This is a genomic window from Amycolatopsis heterodermiae (assembly GCF_034929455.1).
GTDB lineage: Bacteria > Actinomycetota > Actinomycetes > Mycobacteriales > Pseudonocardiaceae > Amycolatopsis > Amycolatopsis heterodermiae.
The window spans coordinates 1-26,054 of the sequence record NZ_JAYFSI010000006.1; the positions used below are offsets into that span (position 1 = coordinate 1).

The window sequence follows — 26,054 nt, forward strand, 5'->3', positions numbered from 1 at the left end:
TAATCTTACCCCCCTTCCCCCCCCCCCCCCTCTCCCAATCAGCCAGAGGCCCCCCCCCCCCACCCCCGCCCCCGCCAGTCCCGGCGGGGTCGCGCTGCGCCTCGGCCTCGCCGCGGTCCGGCACCTCGGCGACGACCCGGCCGCGGCGATCGTCGCCGAGCGCGACGCGCACGGGCCGTACGCGGACGTCGGTGACCTCACCCGCCGCGTCCCGCTGAAGAAGGTCGCCGTCGAAGCCCTGGCCACGGCCGGCGCGTTCGGCCCCGACCGGCGCCGGGCCCTGTGGGCCGCCGGGGCCGCCGCCGCGACCCGGCCCGGGCACCTGCCCGGCCTCGCGCCCGGCCTGGACGCGCCCGCCCTGCCCGGGATGACCCGGTTCGAGGTGACCGCGGCCGACCTGTGGGCCGCCGGCGTCTCGCCGGACAGCCATCCCGTGCAGTACCTGCGTGAATACCTCGAAAAGCGGGGTGCGCTGACGGTCGCCGACCTGATGCGGGCGGCGGACGGGACGCGCGTGTGGATCGGGGGAGCGGTGACCCACCGGCAGCGGCCGGCGACGGCGGGCGGGATCACGTTCTTCAACGTCGAAGACGAGACCGGCATGGCCAACGTCCTCGTCTCACCCGGACTCTGGAACCGGCAGCGCTTCGTCGCCCGCACGAGCGCCGCGCTGCTGGTGCGCGGCCAGGTGCAGGCGGCCGAAGGGGTCGTCACGCTCGTCGCGGACCGGCTGGAGCGGCTCGACCTGTCGATGGCGACCGGGCCGTCGCGTGACTTCCGGTGAGCCGGGCGACCGTCGGCGGCCCGGCGTCGGGAGCGCGCGGGGAGTACGGCGACCTCCTCCCGGTCCGCGCGGCGGCCGAGGCGCCTCCGGTGGTGTGCCTGCGCGGCCACTACCTCGCGCTGTTCGGGATGATCAAGAGCCACAGTCCCCGCTACCGGCTGCACACCACGCTCTGCGAGACCTGCCGCAGGCAGGAGGCGGGCGACGCGGCTGAGCGGCGGCTGGCCGAGTGGGCGCACCTCGACGTCCAGGTCCAGCACCCGCCGGGCGCGGTGCCGCCGGACGGCCTGGTCCTCGTCGCGGTCCCGCCGTCCGCGGGGTCGGCGACGGGGAAGATCGAGCTGCGGCTGGACGGGCTGACCACCGGCACCGCGTCACTCACGTCCTGCGCGGCCTGCCGGACGGCCACACTGGACTACGTCCACGTCGACGCCGGGTACCGCCGTCTCGGGTACGGCCGCACTCTCGTCAGCGCGACCCTCGTGCGCGCCCCGGGATACGCCTGGAGCGCGCCGGCGCCGGACGGCCCGGTGGCGCGGGCCTTCCGCGCCCGCGTCGCCCTGCCGCGCACCGGCCCGCTCTGCGTCCACCGCGGGAAGTGAGTGTCCCACTCAATGTGAACCCCACCTTGACAGCGAGCAACACCGAACTTAATCTCCTTCATCGTTACTCGCTTTTCGGAAACTCATTTATTCACATACGTGAACAAACACCTGTGTGAAACCGATGAGTGAGCGAAGTCCTCTCCCCGCTTCGCTTCTCGCCGTGAAAGGACGCCACCATGCGTGTGCGCGCACTGCTCACCTTTCTCGCGATCCCGGCATTGCTGACCGGGACCGCGATTTCCGCCGAGGCATTCCCCAGTGCCGAAGTCGGCGGAATCGCCATGGCCCCCCTGGCCGATCCGGGAGTCGCTCCCGGTGGCAACTTCGACCTCTCGGTCTGGCAGCTGCAGGAACCGGTGGGATCACCGGGCTCGCCGACGACGATCTCGTCGTCGCGGCTGCAGGGCGCCAACGGATTCCAGGACTCGTACTTCTACACCGACACGCGTGACGGCGCGATGACATTCTGGGCGCCGGAGAAAGGCGTCACCACGCCCAACTCCAATTACGCGCGCTCCGAACTGCGCGAGATGAACAAGAGCGGCTCCGCGGCGAATTGGTCGTTGAGCGGGACGCACAAGCTGAGCGCGACCCTGCGCGTGGTGTCGGTGACGTCCAACGTCTGCGTCGGCCAGGTCCACCTCGGCACCGGCGGCTCGTCGACGAAGCCGCTGCTGGAGCTGTACTACCACAGCAACGGCGACATCGTGCTGGGCACCGAAAACTCGCCCGACGGCGGCCAGACCCCGCACACGGTCGGCCACGTCGCGATCGGGAAGACCTGGACCTACACGATCGGGATCTCCGGCGGCAACACCATCAACCTCACGGTGAACGGCACCACCACGCACTACGGCATTCCTTCGTCGTTCAACCAGTACAAGCAGTACTTCAAGGCCGGCTCGTACAACCAGTCCTCTTCGGACAGCACGACGAAGGGTGCGCGCGTCGCGTTCTACGGCCTGACCGTGTCGCACAGCTGAGCCTGTTTTTCATTGCAGGACAGCGGAGAACTCGACGACCGTGTCCTGCGGGGCGCCGCCGGTGAAGGCGTCCCGCAGGCCGGCCATCTCCCGCAGGGTCGTCCGCCCGGTGACGAAGAGCGCGGCGAGCGGCGGCAGCAGGCGGCCGGTGCCGAGCAGGCGGCGCACCTGGTCGCCGTCCAGCTCGAGCACGCGCAGGCCGGGCAGGTCGCAGACCCGGCCCAGGTCCGGGACCGCCGAGCCGGCGAGGTTCAGCCGGGTCAGGCGGGGCAGGGTGCCCAGCACGGCGAGGTCGAGCGGCTCGCCGACGTCCTCGAGCTGCAGGTCCCACAGCGCGGGGTGCCCGGCGAGCGCGCCGAGCTCGACGCGCCGGGCGCTGATCTGCAGCGACTCCAGCACCTCGAGCCCGCCGACCGACGGGGTCACCACCGCCGCGCGGTTGACCTTGAGCAGCCGCAACGCGGTCAGCGGCTCGAACAGCGCCAGGTCGACGTCGGCGGGGTCGTTGAGGTAGACCTCCTGGACCAGCTCCCGCCCGGGCAGCCCGGCCACCACGGCAGGCAGGTCGAGATCGGCCGCGTGCGAGATCACCTCGCTGTACGAACGTTCTTCGGCGTCGCGCAAGCCGGTCTCGGCGAACAGGTACTGCTCGCCGGGGTCTTCGTACTTCCCGGCCCGCAGGGCCTCGACGACCTCGGTGAGCATGGCGGTGACCGAGCCCGCGACGTACCGCAGCGGGCCGTAGACGTCCCGGCCGTACTCGAAGACCTGGCCGGCCCGGCCCCGCGCCGCCGGGTCGAGGTCCACCGCGAGGTAGTTGCCGCCGCGGTCGCTGCCGAAGGTGACCCACCAGTCGTTGCGGGACAGGCGTTTCACGTGCCCGAACGGCACGGGCTCGAACACGACGCCGTCGTCGTCCGGCGCGTCTTCCCAGCCGTACGAACCGGGTTCGCCCTCCGTGTAGTTGGCGACCAGCCGGCCAAGGGGCTCGGGGGAGTAGGGGCCGAGCAGGCCGGCGTCGTCCGGGTCGCCGTCCGCCAGCAGGTACAGCGCGCGCAGGTCTTCGGGCAGCCGTACGCCGATCCGGGCCTCGGCGGCGGCCAGGTCGGCCTCGGTGCGGCCGGGCGGCAACGGCGGGGGACCGCCCTTGATCCCGGCGTAGAGCGCGGCGAACTCCGCGGTGAGCCGGGTGACCTCGGCGAGCACGGCCGGGTCGGTGGGCGCCGCCGTCGGCTCGGCGGCCGCGGGCCGGGGCAGGCCGGGCCGCGGGTGCCCGGGATAGCGGAACTCCTCGTCGAACACCAGCCGCCCGGGTGACACGGCCGCGACGTCCTCCCGGGCGGTGAACGTGTATTCGCCTCCGGCGCGGAGCCGGACTTCGAGCGCCACCGGTGGCCGTTCGAACAGAGTCCGGGCGATTCCCCCGTAGTCGACGCGCAGGTTCTCCCGCACGTCACTCCAGGCGGTGCACGAAACGGAACCCCCGGTGTGGCGCAGCTGCAGGGTGGCGGACGTCCACCACTCGCCCGCGCCCGCGCGCAGCGCTTCGGCCATGGCCCTGGCGATGTCGCCGTATCCGGCGTCCCCCGTGTTCACGCGGGCGAGCCTAGCGACGGGGTCCGACGGAAACCGGCCGGCCGCGCTGGAGGAACTCCAGGGTTACGCTCGTGATCATGCGATTCGCCATCAAGACCTCGCCCCAGAACACCGAGTGGGCGGACATGCTCGCCGCGTGGCAGGCCGCCGACGAGATCGAGCTGTTCGAGTCCGGCTGGACCTTCGACCACTTCTACCCGATCTTCTCCGATTCGACCGGTCCGTGCCTGGAAGGGTGGGTCACGCTCACCGCCCTCGCGCAGGCCACGAAACGGCTCCGGCTGGGCACGCTGGTCAGCGGGATCCACTACCGCCACCCGGCGCTGCTCGCGAACATGGCCGCGACGCTCGACATCGTCTCGGGCGGACGGCTGGAGATCGGCATCGGCGCCGGCTGGAACGAAGAGGAGTCCGGCGCGTACGGCATGGAGCTCGGCACGGTCAAGGAGCGCAGCGACCGGTTCGAGGAAGGCTGTGAAGCGCTCGTCGGGCTGCTGACCCAGGAGACCACGAACTTCCAGGGCAAGTACTACCAGCTGACCGACGCGCACAACGAGCCGAAGGGCGTGCAGAAGCCGCACCCGCCCATCTGCATCGGCGGCAGCGGCGAGAAGCGCACCCTGCGCACCGCCGCGAAGTACGCCCAGCACTGGAACTTCGTCGGCGGCACGCCCGAGGAGTTCGCCCACAAGCGTGACGTGCTGCACCGCCACTGCGCGGACATCGGCCGCGACCCGGGTGAGATCACCCTCTCCTCGCACGTCCGCCTCGGCCCGGACGCCGACTACGCCAAGGTCGCCGCGGAGGCCGAGGCACTCGGCGAAGTGGGCCTCGACCTGGCGATCGTGTACCTGCCGCCGCCGCACACCCCGGCCGTGCTGGAGCCGCTGGCGAAGGCCCTCGAGCCGTTGCGCTGACGGCCGCGTCCGGCGGATGCGCGCGAACAGCGCGCGAACCGCCGCCGCACTCGGTACCGTCAGCCCCGCGGGTCGGCGCGCTCCCTCCCCCTCGGCGCGCCGACCCGCGTTTCACCGCTAGTGCAGGACGCCCAGCGCCGCCGGCGTGAAGGGCGTGACCTCGCGGCCGCTACGGATCTTCGCGGCCCAGGCGGGGTCGGCCAGCAGGGGACGTCCGAGCGCGATCATGTCGAACTCGTCGGACTCCAGGCGGTCCAGGACGTCGCCGATGCCGGTCGTGGCCGCCGTCGCGCCGGTCATGCTGGACGTGAACTCGGTGTCGAGGCCGATCGACCCGACGGCGATGACCGGCTTGCCGGACAGCTTCTTGGCCCAGCCCGCGAGGGTGAGGTCGGAGCCGTCGAACGCGGGCTGCCAGTAGCGGCGGGTGGAGATGTGGAAGGCGTCGGCGCCCGCGTCGGCCAGCTCACCGAGGATGACGCCGAACTCCTCCGGGGTGTCCGCGATCCGCGCGGTGTAGTCGTTCATCTTCCACTGGGACAGCCGCACGACGATCGGGAAGCCGGGGGCGACGACGCGGCGGATCCCGGCGACGACCTCGGCGGCGAACCGGGTCCGGGAGCGGAGGTCGCCGCCGTAGGCGTCGGTGCGGTGGTTGGTGCCCGCCCAGAGGAACTGGTCGATGAGGTAGCCGTGGGCGCCGTGCAGCTCGACGCCGTCGAAGCCGAGCCGTTCGGCGGTGGTGGCGGCGTCGGCGAAGGCCCGGACGACGTCGTCGATGTCCTGCCGCGTCATCGTCCGGCCCGGCTCGCCGGGGCTGCCGTCCGCGGACACGGGGACGCCGGAGGGGCCGATGGCGGGGGCGCCGGGGTGCGGCACCACGTCGCCCTTGCGGGTCATGCCGACGTGCTGGAGCTGGGGGAAGATCACGCCGTCGGCCTCGTGGACGGCCTCGACGACCCGGGACCAGCCGGCCAGGGCGGCGTCGCCGTACAGGCGTGACACCTGGTCGTGCTCGCCGGAGGACGGGTGCCCGACGTAGGTGCCTTCGGTGATGATCAGCCCGGTGCCGCCGGCCGCGCGCCGGGCGTAGTAGGCGGCGACCGGCTCGCCGGGTACGCCGCCGGGCGACTGCCCGCGGGTCATCGGCGCCATGGCGATCCGGTTCGGGACGGTGAGGCCGCCGAGCGTGAGGGGGCGGGACAGGACGTGGTCTTCGCGGGTGGTCACGGGAATCGCTCTCCTTCGTGGGATTCCCTGCTACGCTAAAACCTCACGTGGACGTCAGATTCCACTCGGAGTGCGGCAGATCACGTCGGGAGCGGCGATGCGGATCGGGGAACTGGCCCTGAAGGCGGGCGTCAGCGTGCGGGCGCTGCGGTACTACGAGGAGAAGGGCATGCTGGTGCCCGAACGCAGCACCGGCGGGCACCGGCACTACGGCGACCGCAGCGTGGACCTGGTGTGGCTGATCCAGCAGTTCTACGCGGCGGGGCTGTCCAGCCGGTCGATCCTCGAGATCCTGCCGTGCGTCGAGACGGGCGAGGCGACCCCGGAGGTGCTCGACCTGCTCGTCGCCGAACGGGAGCGCATCGACCGCCAGATGTCCGAGCTGTCGGCGGCCCGGGACCGGCTCGACACGGTCATCGCGAACGCCGGCTCGTCGTGCTCGGACCACTGCCGCCCGGACTGACGTCAGGGGTGCGCCAGGCCGAGCCGGTCCTGGTCGGTCCACTCCGGGGAACGCCCGTTTTCCGCGCAGTACTCGGCCCACGACCGGCGGCCCGGTGCGGCGGTCTTCGCCCAGTAGGTGACCTGCCCGTTGTAGTGCCAGGCGCCGGTCGCGGGCCCGTATTCGCTGACGAGCTCGCCGGCCTGCTCGAGCCGCCCGAGAGCGACGCCGAAGCGGACGCTGGAAGCGGTGTAGGGCCGGGAGCCGAACATGGAGTGCCCCTGCGCGGCGACGTGCGCGGCGAACAGGTCGGGGAACATCCCGCGCAGCCGGTGCTCGACGATCCCGAACTCGACGAACGGCTCACCGTCGCGCACGCACTTCTTGAGCGGCTCGAGCAGGTCGTCGGTCACGAGGTGGTGCGCCGGCGGTGGTGCCGCCGGGCCGGCGGTGGTGAACCACTCGTGGTCGCCGTGCTTTTCGTTGGTACAGCGGTGATGCAGCACCTGATCGGGCAGCCGCCGCGGCGGCCGGACGTCGTCGGCGCTGAAGCACTTGGGACAGGTGAGGATCACGAGGACGCCTTCGGTTCGCCGGCGAAAAGGGTGCGCTCCAGCTCGTCGGCCGCGCAGCCGTGCTCCTCGGCCCAGCGGGCGAGCAGGTCGCAGTAGCGCTGGTAGGTTTCCGGCGGCCAGTAACCCTTACGGTGCAACGACTCCCAGTTGCAGTGCTCACGCAGGGCGGTGGCGACCACGCGGTCCAGGATCAGGCACGGGTGCCCGGGAGCGCCACCGCCCGCGAAGTACAGGAACTTCGTGAAGAACGACGGCCCGAGGTCCCGGATCCGGGTGCGGCCGTCCGGCCGGAACAGGGCGTAGGCCCGCTCCGGATCCCGCCGGGACTCGGCGGCGGCTTCGGTGAGCAGGGCCTCCGCGCTCGCCACGTCGGCTGCGACGCTGTCGAGCCGCTTGTGGTTCAGGCGCAGGGAATAGCCGGAACCCCACGCCAGCGTGCGCCACAGCAGCGTGAACACGTCTTCGGCCGGGGCCCACACGTCGGCGCGGGTCAGCGACGGCGTCGACGGCGGGGTGCCGGGCAGCGCCCGCCGGGTGATCGCCTCCCGCCACCACTGCCACGGGACGGCGATGCGGTGTTCTTCCACGGCCGTCCGGCGGGGCAGGGACGGCACCGCCCACTCCGGCGGGGAAAGCTCGCTGAGCTCGGTCACAGGCACACCGACTGGGTCGCGCGGCCGCCCGATCCGTTACGCATGGTCGAATTCGCGGACGAGGTCCGGGTCGGCTGCCGCGGCTCGTGCCGCCCGCCTGCCGTGCAGGAATGCGGCGCCGAAGCCCGCCGCCACGGTCGCGCAGAGCGCCGTGAGCGTCCACGCCCAGCCGGCTCCCGTCGTGACGGCGAGGTACAGCTGGATGGCCGCGACGATCGCGTACGTGGCGGCGAGGGCTCGCCGTGTGGCCTGATGGTGCACCAGGAGCCTCCTCAAGCCGGGGTGCGTACTGAGTCGCTCGAGGCAAGCGGTCGGTTACACCACCGGCTACCAGTCGATCTCCGCGGCCCGGAACGGCTCGGTCTCCGGCGCCGCCTTGCGGGCCCGCAGCACGCGCTCGGCGGGTGCGCCGGCGGGCACGCGCAACGGCGGTTCCGGCCGCTCGATCGTGTCGGCCACCGTGGCCGCGACGGTCTCGGGCGTGACGGTTTCGCCGCGCAGGGCCGGGATCTGCCGGTACAGCTCGGCGTACGGGCCGTCGTCCGCCCCGAAGACGCCCGCGCGTGCCGCGCCGCCCGAGGACACCGCGCCCGGCTGCACGATGCTGACGCCGACGCCGAAGTGACCGGCCTCGATGGCGAGCGTCTCGGCCAGTGCCTCCAGCGCCCACTTGCTGGCCGCGTACGGGCCGATCAGCGGCAGGACCAGCCGTCCCTGGATGCTCGAGACGAACACGAGGTGCCCCGACCCGCGTTCGCGCATCGCGGGCAGCACCCCCTGCGCCACCCGCAGCGCGCCGATCGTGTTGAGCCGGAAGAGCCGCTCGACCTCGTCGAGCGGGACGGTCTCCAGCGGCGAGCGGACGGTTTCGCCGGCGTTGCTGACCAGCACGTCGATCTCGCCGGCGGCTTGGATGGCCTGGTCGACGCTGTCCTGGTCGGTGACGTCGAGGCGCAGCCGCTCGGCGACGGGCAGGTCGGCCAGGGCCTCCGGGCGGCGGGCGGTGGCGATCACCCGGTGGCCCCGGCGGGCCAGTTCGAGGGTGATGGCCCGGCCGATGCCCTTCGACGCACCGGTGACGAGTACGGACGACATGGTGGATCTCCTCAGGGGGCTGGGACGAAACGAGGGCCGTTGGTGTCGAAGGCCGGCTTGTTCGCGAGGACGAACTGCTCGACGGACATCGGGGCGCGGCCGCCGATTCTCTCGACGTTGTCGTTGGTGCCCGAGAACACGCCGTCTTGGTAGTCGACGGCGACGTTGCCCAGGTGCTGGACCAGGTGCGCGGGCAGCCCGCGATCGGTCATCGCCGTGGTGAACTCCTCGACGCTGATCGGCTCGTAGTGCACGGGAAAACCGAGCGTCGTGGCCATGACCGCGGCGATCTCGTGGTGGTCCAGCTCCACCGGGCCGTGCAACGTGTAGGCGGCGCCGTCGTGCGGCTCGGGGTCGGCCAGCACGGCGGCGATCACGCGGGCCTGGTCGGCGGACGCGATCGGCGCGTGCCGTCCCTGCCCGAACGGGAGCCGGAGGTGGCCCTCGCCGCCGCGCAGCTCCCACCACCCGGTGAGCCACTCGGCGAAGAACGTCGGGCGCAGGTGGGTGGTGAGCAGGCCGGTCCGGTCCAGCAGGCGCTCGGCGAGCCAGTGCTGCCGCGCGGCGTTGCTGCGCGCCTCCCGGCGGGCCGAGATCTGCGACATCGAGACCACCGAGCGCACCCCCGTTTCCGTGGCCGCCTGGGCGAAGTTGACGCTCGCTTCGAGCAGGCCCTCGCGGATCGGGTAGCAGAAGTAGGCGCCGCTGACGCCCTGCAGGGCCGCGGTCACGCCGTCGAGGTCGAGCAGGTCCGCCCGGACCACCTCGGCGCCGGCCGCGGCGAGCACGCGCGACCGGTCGTCGTCGCGGTGCACCATGGCCCGGACGCGGTGACCGCGCTCCAGCAGCAGATCGATCGTGGCGCCCCCGGTCTTGCCCGCCGCGGCGGTGACGAGGAACAGCCGGTCGTCGTGGGACATCCGGACACCTTTCTAACGGGAACGAAGGCCGCGGACGAAGTCCGCCACGGCCGTGCCGATGAGATCCGGGCTGTCCTCCTGCACGAAGTGCGCGCCCGGCACGGTCACTTCGGCCTGGTTCGGCCAGGTCCGGCAGAGCTCGCGCAGGCGATCGCGCAGGATCGCGCCGGGTTCGGCGTTGACGAACAGCTTCGGCACCGGCGACCCGGCCAGCCACCGGCCGTAGTCCTCGACGATCCGCACGACGTCCGCGGGTTCGCCCTCGATCGGGAGCTGCCGCGGCCAGCTGAGCGTGGGACGGCGGCTCTCGCCCGGGTCGAGGTAGGGCGCCCGGTAGACGGCCATCTCCTCGGCGCTCAGCTCACGCAGGATCGCGTTCGGCAGCACCCCTTCGACGAACTGGTTGTCCTGCAGTACCAGGGATTCGCCGTTGGGGGAGCGGAAGCCCTGGAACGTCCGCCGGGGTCGTCCCCGCCAGTCGTCCCAGGTCATCGGGGCCACGATCGCTTCCATGTAGGCGATCCCGGCGACCCGGTCCGGGTGGTGCGACGCCCAGTCGAAGCCGAGCGCGGAACCCCAGTCGTGCAGGACGAACACGACGTCGTCACCGAGATCGAGCTGCTCCGGGCCGGAGCCCGGCAGCTTCCCGGAGTCGCCCATGCCGGCGAGGTCGCAGGCGATCAGCCGGCCGAGGCCCGCCAGGTGCGGCATGACGTTGCGCCACAGGTAGGCCGACGTCGGGTTGCCGTGCTGGAACACGATCGGCGCACCCTCGCCCTCGTCGAGGTAGGCCATGCGGACCCCGCCGACGTCGGCGAACTTCTTTTCGCCGTAGGGAAGGGAATTCACGCCGGGCCTCCTTCGACGGAGAGGTCCGCGAGGTCGACGGTGATGATCGGCGTGACCGCCGGGCGGCCGTCACGAAGAGGGAGCACGAAGCGGTGCGTGGGGAACACGAGCCCGGACACCGCCTTGTGCACTTCGGTCATATGCGCCACAGGGCGGTTCCCCATCACGTGGGGCGCGTAGTCGACCCGGCGCTGCAGTCCGGACTCGTCGAAGTGGAAGGTCTGCTCGGCGCAGTGGGTGGTGATCCGCGGCGGGAAGGTCACCCGCAGCCGCCGCCACGGGCCGTCGTCCGGCAGTTCCTCGGTGCGGACGCCGGGCAGCGTCAGCAGGTACGGCGTGGTGAGGTAGTTCCACAGCCCGTACCCGGCGAAGTACAAGGCGTGCAATGGATCCCACTGCTCGCCGCCGAAGGACGCCCGCGGCGCATGACGTTCTTGCAGCACGACGTCGTCGGCGTCCTCGATCGCGACCCGGTCCGGGGTGTAGACCCCGCGCCGGCCGGGACCGGTGAACCCGGTGAACACCGTGCGCTGCTCGCGCAGGTCGACGGTGACGTCGAGGTCGGCGAGAAGGCCCTCCACCCCGCGGGCCGCCCAGCTCGGGCCGCCCATGGCGACCCGGGCGCGGATCGTCTGCACCGCGCGCCAGCGTTCGAGGCCGCCGTGGGCTTCGAGCACCTGGCTCAGCAACCCGGTGCTCACGCCGGCGCGCCGACGAGCGTGCCCCGCATGAGCCAGGTCGGGCCTTCGGCGTACTGGCTCGCCTCGGCGAAGAACGCGGTGAAGTAGGGGCCGCCCGCGTGGGCGTTGAACGCGTCGACGTCCGCGTAGACCTCGTTGAGGTAGAAGAGATCCGGGTTCTCCTCGTCCGCGACCACCTCGAACCGGTGCGAGCCTGGCTCGTGCGCGAGGGAGTTCTGCCCGGTCTTCGCGGCCAGCCGGACGAAGTCCTCGTGGTGGGACGGCGGGACGGTGAAGGAAACGACGAACTGGTACACGGGACGGCCTCCGACGGGTAGTTCGTTCATTGAACTACCTCACCGTAGCACGAGGCAGTTCATTGAGCGAACTGCTGGTGTAAGCTGTGGATATGGCACTTCCCAGCACTTACGCGGACCGCAACTGCTCGCTGGCGCGGGCGCTGGAGGTCGTCGGGGAGCGGTGGACGCTCATGATCGTCCGCGACGCGTTCTTCGGGGTGCGGCGGTTCGGGGACTTCGCCGCGCAGCTCGGGATCCCGCGCGCGGTCCTGACCAGCCGGCTGAAGGCCCTCGTGCAGGAGGGCGTGCTGGTCCGCGACGACGACGGCTCCGGGAACGTCGAGTACCGGCTCACGGACAAGGGCGTCGAGCTGTGGCCGGTCGTGCGCGCGCTGATGGGCTGGGGTGACGCGCACTACTCCCCGGCCGGGGTGAAGCGCGCCACCCGGCACGACCAGGACGGCGGCCCGCTCGACCCGGACGGCCGTTGCCAGGACTGCGGAGTGCTGGTCCCGGTCCCGGACATCCGGATCGAGCCCGGCCCGGGCTTCGTGGCGGCCGACTCCGAGCCGGACCGGGTGTCGTTCGCGATCAACACCCCCCGGCGGCTGCTGGAGCCGGTCACGCCCCGCGCGGCGGCCGGCCGCGACTGATCCGGCGCCCCACCGGCCTGCCGCCTGGTCAGCTACAGCGGACCCGGGGCTGAAGCTTCCCTGGTGTCCGAAGTGGACCGAGCGTCAGGGGAGGGCGAACGCGGAACCGCCGCCGTGCCACCACTTCCGGTAGAACGGCGACCCCTCGACCAGCGCCAGGTAGTCCTCCTCGACCTTGGCACACACCTCGTCCGCGAGCGCGGCCAGCGGTGAGTCCGTGCGCCAGGCGAGGACCACGTTGCGGTGCAGCGGGGTGCCGTTCAGGGACAGCGTCGCGAGGCCGTCGCGCGCGGTGCCGATGGGGTAGAGCAGGCAGATGCCGCGGTTCTCGGCGGTGAGGGCGAAGGCGACGTGCGCCTCGGTGGTGAGGTGCGCGATGTGCTGGTCGAACCCCGCCGACGCGCAGACCCGGGCGAAGTACTCGTTCATCCCGCTGTCGTCGGGGTCCGGCATGACCCACTTCTCCTCGGCCAGGTCGGCCAGCTCGATCTCCCCGCGGCCGGCCAGCCGGTGCCGCTCCGAGACGCCGATGAAGAACGGCTCCCGCAGCAGCAGCCGGTGCGTCACGCCTTCGGGCGGGCGCAACGGGAATCCGGGGAACTCGCGCATCACCGCGACGTCCAGTTCCCCGGTGCGCAGCAGCGCGGTGAGCGTGCCCGTCTCGCGGATCGTGCGGCTGGTCACCTCGCGACGGGGCAGCATCGCCGTCAGCGCGTTGACCAGCAGGCTGAACTGCTGCGCCGGGATCCCGCCCACCTTCACCGGCGCGCCCGCCTCGGCCTGGGCGTTCACCCGCGCGGTGCGCTGCAGCGCACCGAACTGGCGCAGCAGGTTGCGCGCGTCCCGGATCAGCTCGGCGCCGGTGTGGGTCGGCACGACGCCGTCGGCCGAGCGGACGAACAGCGCGCCGCCGACGTACTGCTCGATGCGCTTGAGCTGCGTGGTCACGGCGGGCTGGCTCAGGTGCAGCCGCGCCGCCGCGCGTCGCAGGCTGCCGGCGGCCGCGACCTCGACGACGAGCTCCAGGTGCCGGATCTCCAGTCGCATCCCGAAACATTATCGCCCGATGCAATAGGGCCGTTCCCGTGACGATCATGGTCGGGCGGCCGCGGCCCGGTTACGTTCCTCCGCGTGACAGCTCTGGGATGTGTTCCGATGACCGGGAAGAGGGCTCTACCGGCCCTGTTCTCCGACGACGTGCTGCGCCGGTTCCTGGACGCGGCCGCCGCGGAGTACGTCTTCATCACCCCCGACGCGCCGAGACCCTGCTTCGGCGTGCTGCTCGGCACGGTCGCCGACGACGCGCTGCTGGTCTCGGACGTCGCCTTCGGCCGCAACGCCCGCACGACGGATCCCAGCGCCCGGGCGGAGTTCGCGACGACGATCGTCCCGCGGTTCGGCTCCGCCTACGAGAACGCCGTCCGCGCGTGGTGGTTCGCGCCCGAGGACCTGCTCCGCGTCTCGCGGGCGGCCGACGAACGCGGCCTCGACATCCTCGGGTCCATCCACCTGCACCCGGACTGGCACCGGCTCGGGCCGGCGTGCGAGCGCGACCGTCCCCTGACCGACCGCCCGACCCCGATGGACGAGTACGTGTTCCGCAGCGCGGGCTGGCCGCTCAACGTCGTCTGCTACCTCGAACGGCAGCACGGCGGGTTCTACTACTCGCTGGCCGCGTGGGACGGCGACTGCGCCCCGCTCTCGCTGCGCGTGCACGCCTCGGCGGCGGTGAGCGCATGACCGACGACCGGATCCGCGCCCTGTGGGACACGATGGCGGCGGGCTGGGCCGAGGGTGACGCCGCGCGGTTCGCCTCGGTCTTCGCCGCCGACGTCGACTTCGTGAACGTCCGCGGTGAGTTCGTGTCCGGCCGGGCCGCCGTCGAATCGGGCCACGCGCGCCTGTTCGCCACGGCCTACCGCGGCACGACCCTGTCGGCCTCGGTGGTGCTGATCCGCCGGCTCGCCCCGGACCTCTCGCTGGTGCACGCGACGTCGGAGATCGCGCCCGCCGGCGTCGTGACGCACGCCCAGGCGCTCGTGCGCCACGACGGCCCGCCCGAGATCACCGCGTTCCACAACATGATCCCGAAAGGACCCACCCCATGACCCGTCCCCGGCTGCGGCACCTCGCGTTCGTCGTGCGGGACGCCGAGCGGATGGCCGCGTTCTACTGCGCGCAGTTCGGCATGGAGCTGTTCCACACCGATCCCGACGGCAGCCGCTTCGTCACCGACGGGTACCTCAACCTGGCCCTCATCCAGCAGCGGCTGGACGGCGACGTCGCGACCGGCTTCAACCACTTCGGCTTCCAGGTCACGGACGTCCCGCCGATCGCCGACCGCCTCGCCGAGGCCGGCGTGCCCCGCCCGGCCCTGCGCGGCGGCGACCGCCCGTTCGCCGAATACCGCGCGATCGACCCGGAGGGCAACTGGTTCGACCTGTCGGAGCACGGTTTCCTGCCGCCGGGCGCCGGCGCGGAGTAGCGGTCAGAACGTGAGCCACTGGGACGTCAGCAGCACCAGGCCGAGCGAGCAGGCCGCCACGACGACCAGGCCCAGCGCCGCGACGACCAGCGGGCGGAAGCCGCTGCGGGCCATCTCCCGGAGGTCGAAGTTCAGCCCGACACCGGCGAAGCACAGCAGGAACGCCCACTTCGACAGGTTGCCCAGGCTGGTGACCTCGGCCTTGCCGAACACGTGCGCGGTGGCCAGCGCGGACACGGCGATGAAGCCGAGCACGAACTTGGGGAACGTGCGCCACACGAAGGCGACGCGCTCCTTCGGTCCACTTGCGACAGCCTTGCCGCCGCGGGTGGACCAGTACGCCGCGTACCCCAGGACGACGAGGCCGATCAGCGCGTTGCGGGTGCTCTTCACCGCGACCGCGACGTCCTGGGCGTGCGGGGAGTAGGCCGCGCCGGTCGCCGTCGTCTCCGCGGTGTTGTCCACGGCCAGCCCGGCCCACAGGCCGAACTGCGTGTCGGACAGGTTCAGCGCGTGCCCGATCAGCGGGAAGGTGAACAGCGCCAGGGCACCCAGCGCGAGGATCGCGGCGATGGCGTAGCCGGAGTCCTCGTCGTCGGCGTCGATGGAGCCCTTGCCCGCGATGATCGCCGAGACCCCGCAGATCGACGTCCCGATGGCCAGCAGGGACGACAGCTTCCCGCCGAGCCCGAAAAGCTTGCCCACCACCAGGATCACGGTGGTGGCGACGGCCATGTCGACGAGGATCAGGCCGAGGCTCAGGCCGCCGAGCTTGGCCAGGTCACCCAGCACGAACCGGGCGCCGAGCAGCACGATGCCGGTCTTCAACCAGAACTCGTAGGTGGCCACACCCGGCCGGAACGGCGCCGGGACGCCGATCGTGTTGCGGATGAGCAGCCCGAGGATGATCGCCCACAGCACGTACTCGAGGTCGGGCAGCGCGGTCCCGGTCGCCTTGCCGATGCTGCGGATCCCGTTCTGCGCCAGCGTTCCGACGACGCCGACGGCGACGAGCAGCAGGAGACCGGGCAGGTAGCGCAGGACCGGGATCGACGTCAGGCCACCGCGGCCGGTGGTGGTCGTGTCGGCTGGCGTGGTCATTTGACGAGGAAGGTGATCGTCGGCAGCAGGCCGAGCGCGGCCAGCAGCACCAGCACGGCCGCGACCGCCACGGCGGCCCAGTCGGCGCTGATCCGGGGCGCCGGTTCACGGTCTGAATCGGGACTCATGACTGCAGGACTGTAGGCGCCGGAACGCTTCTTGGACAGCACGCGCCCCGGACGTCCAGGAAGTGGGACAAGAGGCGGCGACGGGGGAGCGGCCCGCTTCCCCCGCCGCCGGATCCCCCTTACCGGATGAAGCTCACTTCGGGATAGGCCGGCGACGGCGCGGCCAGCAGCGGCTGCGGCCGGCACCGCAGGTGCTGGTCGAAGAACGCCCGGACGTAGGCCCGCGTGACGGCCAGCGCGCGGTCACCGCCGAGCGACGCGCCGACGTCCACCCCCAGCTGGCCGGCGAGCGGGCCGAGGTCGGTGAACGAGCTGTGCACCGTGCCGGACACCATGAGCCAGCGCTTCCAGCCGGTCAGGTGCGTCCAGTCCGTTTCCCAGTCGTCGTACGGGTTCGGCGTGCCCGGGGTGTAGAAGTCCTTGCTGCCCAGGAACAGGAAGGGCCGCGACAGCCCGGACGCGGGCAGCGGCACGTGGGTCGAGCCGTCGATGTCGATCCCGGCGCGGATCCGGGGGTCGGCGAGCATCGCCTGCAGGGTGTTCGCGCCGCCCGCGCTGTGCCCGGCCATGCCGACGCGCGCGGGGTCGATCAGCGTGCTGCCGCGCCACTTCGCGTGCGGCCCGGTCAGCTCGTCGAGCACGAACGACGTGTCGGCCGCCCGGGTCCCCGCCAGCTTTTCCCAGAACCCCGGCTGGTCGTCGACCTCGCAGGCGGCGCAGCCGGTGACGTGGCCGTCGGGGAAGGTGGTGGCCCGGTTCTCGTAGGTGTGGTCGACGACGGTCACGACGTAGCCGTGGCTCGCCAGGTCTTCGGCCAGGCCGCTGAGCACGGCCCGGGGCTGCGTCCAGCCCGGTGACAGCACGACCATCGGCAGGCTGTGGCGCCGTCCGGCCGCCGGCGCGTCGACGACGGCGTTGGTCCGCACGGTGCTCAGGACGTCCAGCGACAGGCCGGGAATGCCCTCCCGCTCGAGGTTGCGCTCGGACTCCAGCGGCGTCATGTACGGCTTGGCCGGCCCGTGCGCCGAGGTTGCCGGGTAGAAGACGGAGACCATCAGCTCCCGGTAGGGCACCGAAGGCACCCACGGGTCCGGGCGTGAAGTGTCCTTAAGAGACAGTGAGGTGACACCGACCGGGTGCGAGCCGGTCGGTCTGGGCAGGTAGGGCGTCGTGTCCGCCACCGCGGGTGTCACGGTCAGGGCCGAGACGGCCAGTGCGGTGGCGACGGCGAGAGTGCGCATGGTTTCCCCCAGTGTGACGGGATCAGGACAGGTGGCGGATGCGGCGGTAGGCGAACCAGGTGAGCAGCGCGGACACGGCGAGCAGCAGCGCGAGTTCGAGCCACTGCAGCGGCCAGAACCGGGAGCCCGGCTGGTAGGTCAGGCGCTGGTGGTAGCCGTGTGTGTCCAGCTGCGCCATGCAGGCGTTGACCCCCCGCGGGTCCGGCGGTCCCGCATCCCGGCCCGGGCGCGGCATGCAGCTCTGCACGAAGTCGGGCAGCGGCGAGACCGCGTTGCCCGCCGGGTCCACGGTTTCGTTCGCCAGCAACCACACCCCGGGCGGGCTCGCCACGCCGATCGTCTCGACCCCGGAGCCGTTCCCGGTGATGTTCGTGATCGACGAGTTCGCGATCGTGACGTCCTCCTGCACCGCGGGCAGCAGGTACGGGCGCACGAACAACGGGATCGCGATCAGCACGGCGGCGAGCGCGACGAGGGTGACGGCCATGGCGGCCACGGTTCGCCGCAGCACCATCCCGACGGCGACCCCGAGCACGAACGCGAAGACCGCGTAGCCGATCGGGACGATGCCGCGCGCGGCGAACACCACCGGCGAAATGCGGGACAGCGTTTCGCCGTCGGTCGCCGTGGCCGAGAGCGTGTCGATCGGGGACGCCCACCACGTGACCGCCAGGCTCAGCAGGCCGGCCGCCAGCGCCGCGGCCGGCACGCCGACCGCGAGCTTGGTCGTGAGCCACCGCCGGCGGGTGACGGTCTGGTTCCAGACCAGGCTGTGCGTGCCGTGCTCCAGCTCGCGGGTGATCATCGGCGCGCCCCAGAAGAGGCCGATGGCCGCGGGCAGCAGGTAGAGCACGAGGATCGTGCCGCCGTAGAGCACGTCCTGGTCGGAGAAGTTCGTGCGGCCCACCAGCTCCGGGCCGGTGATCGCGAGGATCACGCCGATCACGGCCAGCGCGGCGTACACCGCCAGGGCGGGGACGCGGAGCTGGCGCCAGGCCAACCAGGTCATCGGAGCACCTCCAGGGCGGGGCGGGCGGCGGACGGGTTGCTCATGTACTCGAGAACGAGGTCCTCCAGGCCGATCTGGCCGACCGTCCACACGGGATCGAGGATCGGTGCCTCGGTGCGGACGAGCACCGTGGTCTGGCGGTCGGTGTGCTTCGCGGAGACGACGTGCTGGTCCGACGGCAGGGTTTCGACGTCGCGCAGCGGCCCGGACAGGCGGTGGTGCGTGGCGAGCAGCTCGTCGACCTCGCCCATCACCCGGACCTGGGAGTCCACCAGCACGACGAGGTGGTCGCAGACCCGCTCGAGGTCGTTGACCAGGTGCGAGGACATCACGACGGACAGCCCGTCCTCTGCGACGGCCTCCATGAGGTCCTGCAGGAACTCCCGGCGTGCCAGCGGATCGAGCGCCGCGACCGGTTCGTCGAGCAGCAGCAGTTCGGGCCGCTTCGCGATGCCGAGGGTCAGCGCCAGCTGGGCGCGCTGCCCGCCGGACAGCTTGCCGGCGGGCTGTTTCGGGTCCAGGCCGAGGCGTTCGATCCGCTTCTTGGCGAGCGCGGCGTCCCAGCGCGGGTTGAGGTGGGCGCCGAACCGCAGGTGCTCGTCGATCGTCAGGCCCGGGTAGACCGGCGTGTTCTGGGCGACGTACCCGACCTTGGCCAGCTGATCCGGCCCCGAGCCGGGCACCCCGCCGCACACCTCGATCGTGCCGGTGGTCGGCTCGAGCATGCCGGACGCGATGTTCAGCAGGGTCGACTTGCCGGCGCCGTTGGGGCCGACGAGCCCGGTGACGTGACCGGCTTCGATCTCGAGGGTGCAGCCGGTCAACGCCCAGTCGCGCTTGTACTTCTTGCCCAGTCCCTGGGCGCGCAGGACGGTCACGCTATGTCCTCTCTTGCGGATCTTGCGGAGTCGCGAAACGTGGACATCAGCAGGGCCTCGATGCTCTCTTCGTCGAGACCGGCCTTGCGAGCCTGGGAAAGCCAGCGGTTCAGGTCGCGGCGCAGCGGCCCGAGCGCCGCGAACGACACGTTCCCGAGCGTCGCGGTCACGAACGTGCCGACGCCGGGCCGGGCCGAGACGAGGCCGTCGTGCTCCAGCTCGCGGTAGGCCTTGAGCACGGTGTTCGGGTTGATCGCGAGGTTCGCGACCACGTCCTTGACCTTCGGGAGCTGGTCCCCCTCGTCCAGCAGGCCCAGCCGCAGCGCGTGCCGCACCTGCTGGACGAGCTGCTGGTACGGCGACAGGCCCGACCGGGCGTCCAGGTGGAATTCGATCATCGGCAACTCCATTTAACTAGGTGACTAGTACTATAGCTAAACAGAGCCCTGCCGGGCTAGGGGGTCTTGTCTCAGATTGAGACCCCGGCACCGCGCCGGCGTGTGCTGTGCTCACAGGAGCCGGGGAAGCCTTGCCGCACAAGGAGAACGGGGGTGCCGGATGCCGGACACCATGCAGGAGGTCCACCAGGCCGTGGACGGCGAGCGCGGTCCCGAACCCGCCGACGACACGCACCTGGCGTGCCTCGAACGCGCCCGCCGGACCCCGGCCCTAGCGGGCTGGCAGCTGGACACGGACACCGAAGGCTGACGTTTCGTGGTTCCCTGAGGGCATGACGAAGGCGGAGCGGTGGACTCGGTACTGGGACCGCAAGTCCGCGACGTACGACGCGGAAATGGGGATCTGGGACCGCCGCCTCTTCGGCGACTCGCGGGAGTGGGCCTGCGGGCAGGCGGCGGGCGAGGTGCTCGAGGTCGCCGTCGGGACCGGGCTGAACCTGCCCTGCTATCCCGCGGACGTCGTGCTGACCGGCCTCGACCTGAGCGCCGGGATGCTCGACATCGCCCGGGAACGGGCGCGCGGGCTCGGCCGTGAGGTGACGCTGCGCCAGGGCAGCGCGGACGGGATGCCGTTCGCCGACGCGTCCTTCGACACGGTGGTGTGCACGTTCGGGCTCTGCGCGATCCCGGACCACGTGACGGCGGTGGGGGAGATGGTCCGGGTCCTGCGGCCCGGCGGGCGGCTGATCCTGGTGGACCACGTCGCGGCTTCGCCGTGGGTGGTGCGGGTGATGCAGTGGCTGGTGGAGCTGGCCAGCGTGCCGCTGGCCGGCGAGCACTTCCGGCGCCGGCCGTCGAAGGAGGTCGAGGCCCGCGGGCTGCCGGTCGAGCGGCGCGAGCGGTTCAAGCTGGGCCTGGTGGAGCGGCTGGTCGCGCGCAAGCCCGGCTAAGCGGGCGGGATCGGCTCGGCCAGCGCGGCGCGGTCGGGCGAAGCCGGGAAGGGGTCGGCGAAGTACTGCGTCTCGTGCGTCACGAACCCGCCGGTGAACTCCATGACGCTCACCGAGTGCGTGGCCGCGCCGTCGTAGGTGATGACGCACTCGCTGACCCAGAAGTCACCGCTGCCCGAGATGCGGGAGATCGCGAAGTGCCGCTCGGCCGGGTGCCCGCCGCGTTGCGCCCGGATCTTTGCCCGGCCCCGGAAGCGCTCCCCGGACTGGGGGTAGTCGAGGATCGCGTCCTCGGCGTAGATCGCGTGCTCGGTGTCGATGTCCCCGCGCTCGGACGCCGTCCAGTGCTCCGCGATCCGGGCCCGGGTTCCGGCGTCGCTCACCAGGAGGTACCGCTCACGCGGTCCGCTTCGGTCGTCCACAGCCAGGCCTCGTGCAGGGCCGCGATGAGCCGCTCGTCGTCCTCCTCGGAGGGGTCGTCGCCCATCGGCAGCCAGGTCTCGCCGGCCGGCGCCCCGTCGTGCTTGCGCTCGACGAGGATCCCGAGGTATTCGAATTCCTCCGCTTTCTCAGCGGGGGCCTGTTCGGCGGTGTCGTCGCCCGGGGCGTCCCCTAGGCTGACGTGACGGGGCTGGGCGGCCACTTCGACCCGCCGAGCTCGACGTTCGGTCATCGGCACCCCAGCCTTCTCCGCGCGATACTGGAAAGTCGCGGGAAGGCCGGGTGCCGTTACACCGATGACGGTCGAAATGCCCTCACCCGGATCGGGTTCGTGGTGTATCAGCCGACGGGGAACTTCACCCCGGTCAGCTCCTCCGAGACGGTCCACAGCCGCCGCTGGATCGCGACGTCGTAGGACTGCCGGCTGGAGGCGACCACCTCCGGGTACCCGCGGGACTCGCCGAGTCCGTCCGGGCCGTAGTACTGGCCGCCGAGGGCGCCGGGGTCGGTGGCGGCGCGCAGGAGCGGCAGCGCGCCGTGCGCCGAGTCGTGGGTGAACAGGGGAGCGGCCACGGAGAAGAGCCCGCGCAGGACGCCGGGGGTGTGGCGCATCAGCTCGGTGCGGGCCACGCCGGGGTGGGCGGCGAGGGCGACGGTGGTGCCGTGCGGCGCGAGCCGGCGCTGCAGCTCGTAGCCGAACATCAGGTTGGCCAGCTTCGACTGCCCGTAGGCCGCGACCCGGTCGTAGGAGTTCTCCCACTGCAGGTCGTCGAAGTGGATCGAGGCGCGGATGCGGTGGCCCTGGCTGGCGACCGCCACCACCCGCGAGCCGGGGACCGGCAGCAGCAGGTCCAGCAGCAGGCCGGTGAGCGCGAAGTGCCCGAGGTGGTTGGTGCCGAACTGCAGCTCGAAGCCCTCGCGGGTGGTCTGGCGCGGCGGGTACATCACGCCGGCGTTGTTGACCAGCAGGTCGATCTTCGGCAGCGTGGCGTGCAGGTCGGCCGCGGCGGCACGGACCGAGTCGAGCGACGACAGGTCCAGCTCCTGCACGGTGACGTCGGCGCCCGAGCCGAAGCGGCTCGCGGCCTGCTTGCCCTTCTCGACGTCACGCACGGCCAGTACTACCGACGCCCCGTGCTCGGCGAGCACCCGGGCGGTCTCGAACCCCAGGCCGGTGTTCGCGCCGGTGACGACGGCCACCCGGCCCGTCTGGTCCGGGACGTCGCGGTCGGTCCAGTTCTTGCCCATGTCGTTCCCCTTGGTCGGGTTCGGCCCTTGCGGACCGGCGGTCTGTTATGTCACCGACGTTAAGGAACCGTCGGTCTGTTGTCAAGAGACCGCCAGTCTTTAACTTTGGGCGTCCGGCGGTTACCCTGTGTGGCATGACGTTCCAGCGGGCGCGCAGCGCGGAGCAGCGGGAGGAGCGGCGCCGCACGATCCTCGACACGGCGCTCGGGATGCTCGACGAGATGCCGGTGGCCGAGGTGACCCTCAACGAGCTCAGCCGCCGGGTCGGGCTGGCCAAGTCGAACGTGCTGCGCTACTTCGAATCCCGCGAGGCCGTGCTGCTCGAACTGCTGGACCGCGCCCTCGGCAGCTGGCTCGCCGAGGTGGCCGTGGAGCTGGCCGGCGGCGTCGACCCGAGCCTGCCCGTGCGGGACCGGGGCGACCGGTTCTCGGCGGTCGTGGCGCAGTCGCTGGCCAAGCACGCGGTGCTGTGCGACCTCATCGGCGCCCAGGCCGGCGTCCTGGAGCGCAACGTGTCCGTCGACGTCGCGGTGCGCTTCAAGCGCTCCGCGCTCGCGGGGCTCGACGAGATGGCCGACCTCATTCGCCGGTACGTACCCGAGACGGGCGACGAAGCCAAGTCGGTGTGCTTCCTGGCGATGGTCCTGACGGGCGGGCTTTGGACGCAGTGCCGGCCGTCGGCCAGCATGCTCGCCGCTTATGAGCAGGACCCGGCATTGGCCGCGTTCCGCGTGGAGCTGGCGCCGGCTTTGGAGCACGGTCTCGCGACGCTGATCGCGGGAGCTGTCGCGCGAAGCAGCTGACCCGCCCGGCCGGTCGTGGTGGGGGCTCGCTGAGTCCGAAGTGGACCCGGAGCCGGCCTGGTTCCGCGCGGTCAGGCCGTCGGCGGACCGGCCGTCACCGTGCGCAGCTCGCCCAGCACGCTGTCCGCGATGTCGGCCAGCGAGCGCTCCTCGCCCTCGGCGATCCACTGCCCGAAGGCGATCCCGAACACCGTCACCGCCGACTGGGCCGCGAGGGTGGCCGCCGGTTCGGTGACGCCGCGGGCTCGGAGCGCCTCGGCGAGCGTCGTGGCGAGGCTGGCCAGCTTGTGCAGTTCGCGTTCCTGCAGCGCCGGGTTCCGGTCGATCACGGACTGGCGGGTGCGGGAGTACGGGCGGCGCTCGTCGGGGAAAAACACCGTCGCGGCGCGCAGGGCGGCCGCGACGACCTCGAGCGGGGACGCGTCCGGCGGCACGGCGTCGACGCCGTCGAGGAACGCCCGGGCGAAGAGCTCCTGCCCGTGGAAGAGGACCTCGCGCTTGTCGCTGAAGTGGCGGAAGAAGGTGCGCTCGGTCAGGCCGACCGACTGCGCGATCTCCGCGGCGGTCGTCTCTTCGAAGCCGCGCTCGGCGTACAGCTCGAGCGCGGCCCGCTGCAGCCGTTCCGGGGTTCCCGGTTCCCAACGCACCATGAGGCCGAGTCTAGTGATGACAGCGGCTGACTTCATGGCGTATGGTCGATGTCAGTGACCGACATCAGTCACTGACATCATCGAAGGAGCTCACCTCATGCGCGTTTTCGTCACCGGAGCCTCGGGCTGGATCGGCTCCGCCGTCGTCGACGACCTGCTCGCCGGCGGCCACGAGGTCACCGGGCTGGCCAGGTCCGACGCGTCGGCCGCGGCCGTCGAGGCGAAGGGCGCCCGCGTCCGCCGCGGCGACCTCGACGACCTGGACGGCATCCGCGCCGGCGCGGCGGACGCCGACGCCGTCATCCACCTCGCCAACAAGCACGACTTCGCCAACCAGGCCGTGTCGAACGCGGCCGAACGGGGCGCGGTCCAGGCCATCGGCGAAACCCTCGAAGGAACCGGACGCCCGTTCCTGCTGGCCTCCGGGATCGCCGCGCTCACCCAGGGCCGGCCGGCCACCGAGGACGACGCGTCCCCGTTCCACGGCCCGGATTCCCCGCGCGGCGGCAGCGAGAACCTCGCGCTCGAGTTCGCCGGAAAGGGCGTGCACCCGGTGAGCCTGCGGTTCTCGCCGACCGTCCACGGCACCCGCGACCACGGGTTCATCGCGGTCCTCTCGGCGATCGCCCGCGAGAAGGGCGTTTCCGGGTACCCCGGCGACGGGACCAACCGCTGGGCCGCCGTGCACGTGGCCGACGCCGCCCGCCTCGTCACCCTCGGCCTCGAGAAGGCGCCCGCGGGCAGCCGGTTGCACGCCGTCACTGAGGAAGGCGTGCCGACGCGCGAGATCGCGGAGGCCATCGGCCGCGCGTTCGACTTGCCCGTCGCCTCCATCGCGCCCGACGACGTCCAGGACCACTACGGCTGGATCGGCGGCTTCTTCGCCATGGATCTCGCCGCGACCAGCGTTCAGACGCGCGAGCTGCTCGGCTGGGCGCCGGCCGGCCCGACCCTGATCGAGGACCTCGACGCGGGCGCGTATTCGGTGCAGTGAAAGCGTTCCCTGACGGCGTGACCCAGGGGGCACGCCGTCAGGGGCCTTCAGTTCTTGACGAGCGCGGCGACGGCGTCGGCCAGCGGGGTCGTCGGACGCCCGATCAGGGTGCTCAGGTCGCCGCTGGTGGTGGCCAGTTCGCCGTCGCGAATGCCGCGGTCGGCGTCGACCAGCATGTCGGCCACCGGCTCGGGCAGGCCCGCCGCGACGAACAGTTCCCGGTGCCGCGCCGGGGAAACGTCCTGGTAGGTCACCGGCTTCCCGGCGGCTTCGGCGATCGCCGAAGCGAACTCGGCGTAGTTGAAGGCGGTGTCGCCGGCGAGCTCGTAGGTCTTCCCGGCGTGCCCGTCGCCGGTCAGGACGGCGACGGCCGCTTCGGCGAAGTCGGCTCGCGGGGCCGCGCCCAGGCGGGCGTCGCCGGCGCTGCCGGCGAACGATCCGGTGGCCAGCGCCTGCTGCACCGTCTGGCCGTAGTTCTCGGTGTACCAGCCGTTGCGCAGGAAGGTGAACGGGATGCCGGCGTCGCGGATCAGCTGCTCGGTCGCCTTGTGGTCGGGCGCGACGAACAGCTTCGTCGTGTCGGCGGCCAGGACGCTGGTGTAGACGAGGTGGCGCACGCCCGCCGCCTGGGCGGCCTTGACGACCGCTTCGTGCTGGGCGAGCCGCTGGCCGGGGGTGCTGCTGGAGATCAGCAGCACCTTCTCCGCGCCCGCGAAGGCGGCCGCGAGGGTTTCGGGCCGGTCGTAGTCGGCCTCGCGGACCTGCGCGCCCCGGGCCGCGAGGTCGTCGGCCCTGCGGGGGTCGCGCACGGCGGCGGCGACCTGGCTGGTGCGGGCGAGCAGGCCGTCCACGACCAGTCGGCCGAGGTGTCCGGTGGCGCCGGTGACCACGATCATGCGTAGCTCCTCAAGTCGGTTGCTTACCTTGAGAGTGTACTAACTTTGAGAAAGTGCAAACTGATGGTGAGTACCGTCACTGGGGATTGTGCGGTGCGCCCGGTACCGTGGGAGGCATGACGGAAGCGCCGGAGTGGGTCGACGAGCACGGACGGGTGCTGTTCGACGTCTTCGCGCAGGCGTGCACGTCCCGCTCCACGCTCGAGCACATCACCGGGCGGTGGGGGATCCTCGCGATGGCCGCCCTCTACGACGGCACGTTCCGGTTCAACGCGCTGCGCCGCCGCGTCTCGGGCGTCAGCGAGAAGATGCTGGCGCAGACCCTGCAGGCCCTGGAACGCGACGGTTTCGTGCTGCGCGAGGCGCAGCCGACCATCCCGCCGAAGGTCGAGTACAGCCTCACCGCGCGCGGCCGCCGCACCGCGGAGCTGCTCGTCGCCCTGATCCAGGACGTCGAGGGCCAGATGCCGGAAGTGCTCGCCGCGAACGAGGAGTACGACGCCCGGCGCGCCTGACCGGCACCGTCCACAGTGGAGCCCGGGTGCGCGGTG

The 26,054-nt window shown here is 71.9% G+C and carries 36 protein-coding genes; 14 read left to right on the plus strand and 22 right to left on the minus strand.

Annotated features, from left to right (window positions below):
* The 3 genes from VA596_RS24935 to VA596_RS24945 all read left to right on the plus strand — a co-directional run.
* Positions 1-784: helix-hairpin-helix domain-containing protein (locus tag VA596_RS24935; RefSeq protein ID WP_323330565.1), on the plus strand; the 784-nt coding region annotated here is incomplete at its 5' end.
* The gene (locus tag VA596_RS24940) at positions 781-1,386 is read left to right on the plus strand and encodes a GNAT family N-acetyltransferase (RefSeq protein WP_323330566.1); all 606 of its coding nucleotides are present in this window, start codon (positions 781-783) and stop codon (positions 1,384-1,386) included. The genes VA596_RS24935 and VA596_RS24940, both read left to right, overlap by 4 nt.
* A 179-nt stretch (positions 1,387-1,565) precedes the next feature.
* Positions 1,566-2,372: a polysaccharide lyase family 7 protein gene (locus VA596_RS24945; protein WP_323330567.1), complete on the plus strand. Its 807-nt coding sequence runs from the start codon at positions 1,566-1,568 to the stop codon at positions 2,370-2,372.
* 9 nt (positions 2,373-2,381) lie between these two features.
* Here VA596_RS24945 and VA596_RS24950 read toward each other — a convergent pair whose 3' ends face one another.
* The gene (locus VA596_RS24950) at positions 2,382-3,968 is read right to left on the minus strand and encodes an SMI1/KNR4 family protein (protein WP_323330568.1); all 1,587 of its coding nucleotides are present in this window, start codon (positions 3,966-3,968) and stop codon (positions 2,382-2,384) included.
* A 77-nt stretch (positions 3,969-4,045) separates the two neighbouring features.
* Here VA596_RS24950 and VA596_RS24955 point away from each other — a divergent pair, with 77 nt between their 5' ends.
* Positions 4,046-4,885, plus strand: a complete 840-nt coding sequence (locus tag VA596_RS24955; RefSeq protein ID WP_323330569.1) for an LLM class F420-dependent oxidoreductase — start codon at positions 4,046-4,048, stop codon at positions 4,883-4,885.
* Positions 4,886-5,002: 117 nt separating this feature from the next.
* Here the strand turns inward: VA596_RS24955 and VA596_RS24960 are convergent, their stop codons facing one another.
* A complete protein-coding gene (locus VA596_RS24960; RefSeq protein ID WP_323330570.1) occupies positions 5,003-6,115 on the minus strand; it encodes an NADH:flavin oxidoreductase in 1,113 nt (370 codons plus the stop codon).
* Positions 6,116-6,212: 97 nt separating this feature from the next.
* Between VA596_RS24960 and VA596_RS24965 the strand changes: the two genes are divergently transcribed.
* Complete coding sequence (locus VA596_RS24965; protein ID WP_323330571.1) at positions 6,213-6,578, plus strand: MerR family transcriptional regulator; 366 nt, start codon at positions 6,213-6,215, stop codon at positions 6,576-6,578.
* A gap of 2 nt (positions 6,579-6,580) precedes the next feature.
* Here the strand turns inward: VA596_RS24965 and VA596_RS24970 are convergent, their stop codons facing one another.
* The 8 genes from VA596_RS24970 to VA596_RS25005 all read right to left on the minus strand — a co-directional run bounded on the left by VA596_RS24970 (position 6,581) and on the right by VA596_RS25005 (position 11,676).
* Positions 6,581-7,132, minus strand: coding sequence for a hypothetical protein (locus tag VA596_RS24970; protein ID WP_323330572.1), 552 nt, complete (start codon positions 7,130-7,132; stop codon positions 6,581-6,583).
* Positions 7,129-7,785: an 8-oxoguanine DNA glycosylase OGG fold protein gene (locus VA596_RS24975; RefSeq protein ID WP_323330573.1), complete on the minus strand. Its 657-nt coding sequence runs from the start codon at positions 7,783-7,785 to the stop codon at positions 7,129-7,131. The genes VA596_RS24970 and VA596_RS24975 overlap by 4 nt, the downstream gene beginning before the upstream one ends.
* 36 nt (positions 7,786-7,821) lie before the next feature.
* Positions 7,822-8,046 carry a hypothetical protein gene (locus VA596_RS24980; RefSeq protein WP_323330574.1) on the minus strand — a complete coding sequence of 75 codons (225 nt, stop codon included), beginning with the start codon at positions 8,044-8,046 and terminating at the stop codon, positions 7,822-7,824.
* Between the two features lie 66 nt (positions 8,047-8,112).
* Complete coding sequence (locus VA596_RS24985) at positions 8,113-8,880, minus strand: SDR family oxidoreductase (protein ID WP_323330575.1); 768 nt, start codon at positions 8,878-8,880, stop codon at positions 8,113-8,115.
* A gap of 11 nt (positions 8,881-8,891) precedes the next feature.
* The gene (locus tag VA596_RS24990; RefSeq protein WP_323330576.1) at positions 8,892-9,800 is read right to left on the minus strand and encodes an NmrA family NAD(P)-binding protein; all 909 of its coding nucleotides are present in this window, start codon (positions 9,798-9,800) and stop codon (positions 8,892-8,894) included.
* A gap of 12 nt (positions 9,801-9,812) precedes the next feature.
* The gene (locus tag VA596_RS24995; RefSeq protein ID WP_323330577.1) at positions 9,813-10,649 is read right to left on the minus strand and encodes a haloalkane dehalogenase; all 837 of its coding nucleotides are present in this window, start codon (positions 10,647-10,649) and stop codon (positions 9,813-9,815) included.
* Positions 10,646-11,350, minus strand: a complete 705-nt coding sequence (locus VA596_RS25000) for a hypothetical protein (RefSeq protein ID WP_323330578.1) — start codon at positions 11,348-11,350, stop codon at positions 10,646-10,648. The genes VA596_RS24995 and VA596_RS25000 overlap by 4 nt, the downstream gene beginning before the upstream one ends.
* Positions 11,347-11,676, minus strand: a complete 330-nt coding sequence (locus VA596_RS25005) for a putative quinol monooxygenase (protein ID WP_323330579.1) — start codon at positions 11,674-11,676, stop codon at positions 11,347-11,349. The genes VA596_RS25000 and VA596_RS25005 overlap by 4 nt, the downstream gene beginning before the upstream one ends.
* A gap of 62 nt (positions 11,677-11,738) precedes the next feature.
* On the opposite strand from VA596_RS25005, the gene VA596_RS25010 reads away from it, so the two are divergent.
* Positions 11,739-12,281: a winged helix-turn-helix transcriptional regulator gene (locus tag VA596_RS25010; protein WP_323330580.1), complete on the plus strand. Its 543-nt coding sequence runs from the start codon at positions 11,739-11,741 to the stop codon at positions 12,279-12,281.
* Between the two features lie 84 nt (positions 12,282-12,365).
* On the opposite strand, the gene VA596_RS25015 is transcribed toward VA596_RS25010, so the two are convergent.
* A complete protein-coding gene (locus VA596_RS25015; protein WP_323330581.1) occupies positions 12,366-13,328 on the minus strand; it encodes a LysR family transcriptional regulator in 963 nt (320 codons plus the stop codon).
* Positions 13,329-13,436: 108 nt separating this feature from the next.
* Between VA596_RS25015 and VA596_RS25020 the strand changes: the two genes are divergently transcribed.
* From VA596_RS25020 to VA596_RS25030, 3 genes are read left to right on the plus strand one after another with little or no spacing between them, the layout of a single operon-like run.
* Positions 13,437-14,021 carry a M67 family metallopeptidase gene (locus tag VA596_RS25020; RefSeq protein ID WP_323330582.1) on the plus strand — a complete coding sequence of 195 codons (585 nt, stop codon included), beginning with the start codon at positions 13,437-13,439 and terminating at the stop codon, positions 14,019-14,021.
* The gene (locus VA596_RS25025) at positions 14,018-14,389 is read left to right on the plus strand and encodes an SgcJ/EcaC family oxidoreductase (protein WP_323330583.1); all 372 of its coding nucleotides are present in this window, start codon (positions 14,018-14,020) and stop codon (positions 14,387-14,389) included. Before VA596_RS25020 ends, VA596_RS25025 begins: the two co-directional genes overlap by 4 nt.
* Positions 14,386-14,766, plus strand: coding sequence for a VOC family protein (locus VA596_RS25030; RefSeq protein ID WP_323330584.1), 381 nt, complete (start codon positions 14,386-14,388; stop codon positions 14,764-14,766). Before VA596_RS25025 ends, VA596_RS25030 begins: the two co-directional genes overlap by 4 nt.
* Positions 14,767-14,769: 3 nt before the next feature.
* Here VA596_RS25030 and VA596_RS25035 read toward each other — a convergent pair whose 3' ends face one another.
* From VA596_RS25035 to VA596_RS25060, 6 genes are all read right to left on the minus strand, one after another.
* A complete protein-coding gene (locus VA596_RS25035; RefSeq protein ID WP_323330585.1) occupies positions 14,770-15,867 on the minus strand; it encodes a YeiH family protein in 1,098 nt (365 codons plus the stop codon).
* Positions 15,864-15,995, minus strand: a complete 132-nt coding sequence (locus VA596_RS25040) for a hypothetical protein (RefSeq protein ID WP_323330586.1) — start codon at positions 15,993-15,995, stop codon at positions 15,864-15,866. Before VA596_RS25040 ends, VA596_RS25035 begins: the two co-directional genes overlap by 4 nt.
* Before the next feature lie 119 nt (positions 15,996-16,114).
* Positions 16,115-17,236: an alpha/beta hydrolase family protein gene (locus VA596_RS25045; RefSeq protein ID WP_323330587.1), complete on the minus strand. Its 1,122-nt coding sequence runs from the start codon at positions 17,234-17,236 to the stop codon at positions 16,115-16,117.
* Positions 17,237-17,258: 22 nt separating this feature from the next.
* A complete protein-coding gene (locus tag VA596_RS25050) occupies positions 17,259-18,245 on the minus strand; it encodes a transporter (protein ID WP_323330588.1) in 987 nt (328 codons plus the stop codon).
* Positions 18,242-19,123 carry an ABC transporter ATP-binding protein gene (locus VA596_RS25055; protein ID WP_323330589.1) on the minus strand — a complete coding sequence of 294 codons (882 nt, stop codon included), beginning with the start codon at positions 19,121-19,123 and terminating at the stop codon, positions 18,242-18,244. Before VA596_RS25055 ends, VA596_RS25050 begins: the two co-directional genes overlap by 4 nt.
* Entirely contained in the window at positions 19,120-19,521 is a 402-nt protein-coding gene (locus VA596_RS25060) for a GntR family transcriptional regulator (RefSeq protein ID WP_323330590.1), read from the minus strand. Before VA596_RS25060 ends, VA596_RS25055 begins: the two co-directional genes overlap by 4 nt.
* 160 nt (positions 19,522-19,681) lie before the next feature.
* Between VA596_RS25060 and VA596_RS25065 the strand changes: the two genes are divergently transcribed.
* Together VA596_RS25065 and VA596_RS25070 are read left to right on the plus strand one after the other, a co-directional pair.
* Complete coding sequence (locus VA596_RS25065; protein ID WP_323330591.1) at positions 19,682-19,831, plus strand: hypothetical protein; 150 nt, start codon at positions 19,682-19,684, stop codon at positions 19,829-19,831.
* Positions 19,832-19,853: 22 nt separating this feature from the next.
* Entirely contained in the window at positions 19,854-20,471 is a 618-nt protein-coding gene (locus VA596_RS25070) for a class I SAM-dependent methyltransferase (RefSeq protein WP_323330592.1), read from the plus strand.
* Here VA596_RS25070 and VA596_RS25075 read toward each other — a convergent pair.
* From VA596_RS25075 to VA596_RS25085, 3 genes are all read right to left on the minus strand, one after another.
* Entirely contained in the window at positions 20,468-20,854 is a 387-nt protein-coding gene (locus tag VA596_RS25075; protein ID WP_323330593.1) for a nuclear transport factor 2 family protein, read from the minus strand. The two genes, VA596_RS25070 and VA596_RS25075, sit on opposite strands and share 4 nt — an antisense overlap.
* Positions 20,851-21,144: a hypothetical protein gene (locus VA596_RS25080; protein WP_323330594.1), complete on the minus strand. Its 294-nt coding sequence runs from the start codon at positions 21,142-21,144 to the stop codon at positions 20,851-20,853. Before VA596_RS25080 ends, VA596_RS25075 begins: the two co-directional genes overlap by 4 nt.
* 107 nt (positions 21,145-21,251) lie before the next feature.
* The gene (locus tag VA596_RS25085) at positions 21,252-22,160 is read right to left on the minus strand and encodes an SDR family NAD(P)-dependent oxidoreductase (RefSeq protein WP_323330595.1); all 909 of its coding nucleotides are present in this window, start codon (positions 22,158-22,160) and stop codon (positions 21,252-21,254) included.
* 134 nt (positions 22,161-22,294) lie between these two features.
* Between VA596_RS25085 and VA596_RS25090 the strand changes: the two genes are divergently transcribed.
* Positions 22,295-22,963, plus strand: a complete 669-nt coding sequence (locus VA596_RS25090) for a TetR/AcrR family transcriptional regulator (RefSeq protein ID WP_323330596.1) — start codon at positions 22,295-22,297, stop codon at positions 22,961-22,963.
* Positions 22,964-23,034: 71 nt separating this feature from the next.
* Here the strand turns inward: VA596_RS25090 and VA596_RS25095 are convergent, their stop codons facing one another.
* A complete protein-coding gene (locus VA596_RS25095) occupies positions 23,035-23,613 on the minus strand; it encodes a TetR family transcriptional regulator (RefSeq protein WP_323330597.1) in 579 nt (192 codons plus the stop codon).
* Positions 23,614-23,710: 97 nt separating this feature from the next.
* Here VA596_RS25095 and VA596_RS25100 point away from each other — a divergent pair, with 97 nt between their 5' ends.
* Entirely contained in the window at positions 23,711-24,607 is an 897-nt protein-coding gene (locus VA596_RS25100) for an SDR family oxidoreductase (RefSeq protein WP_323330598.1), read from the plus strand.
* 47 nt (positions 24,608-24,654) lie between these two features.
* Here the strand turns inward: VA596_RS25100 and VA596_RS25105 are convergent, their stop codons facing one another.
* Positions 24,655-25,503, minus strand: a complete 849-nt coding sequence (locus VA596_RS25105; RefSeq protein WP_323330599.1) for an SDR family oxidoreductase — start codon at positions 25,501-25,503, stop codon at positions 24,655-24,657.
* 116 nt (positions 25,504-25,619) lie between these two features.
* On the opposite strand from VA596_RS25105, the gene VA596_RS25110 reads away from it, so the two are divergent.
* The gene (locus VA596_RS25110; RefSeq protein ID WP_323330600.1) at positions 25,620-26,018 is read left to right on the plus strand and encodes a winged helix-turn-helix transcriptional regulator; all 399 of its coding nucleotides are present in this window, start codon (positions 25,620-25,622) and stop codon (positions 26,016-26,018) included.
* Positions 26,019-26,054 lie beyond the last annotated feature (36 nt).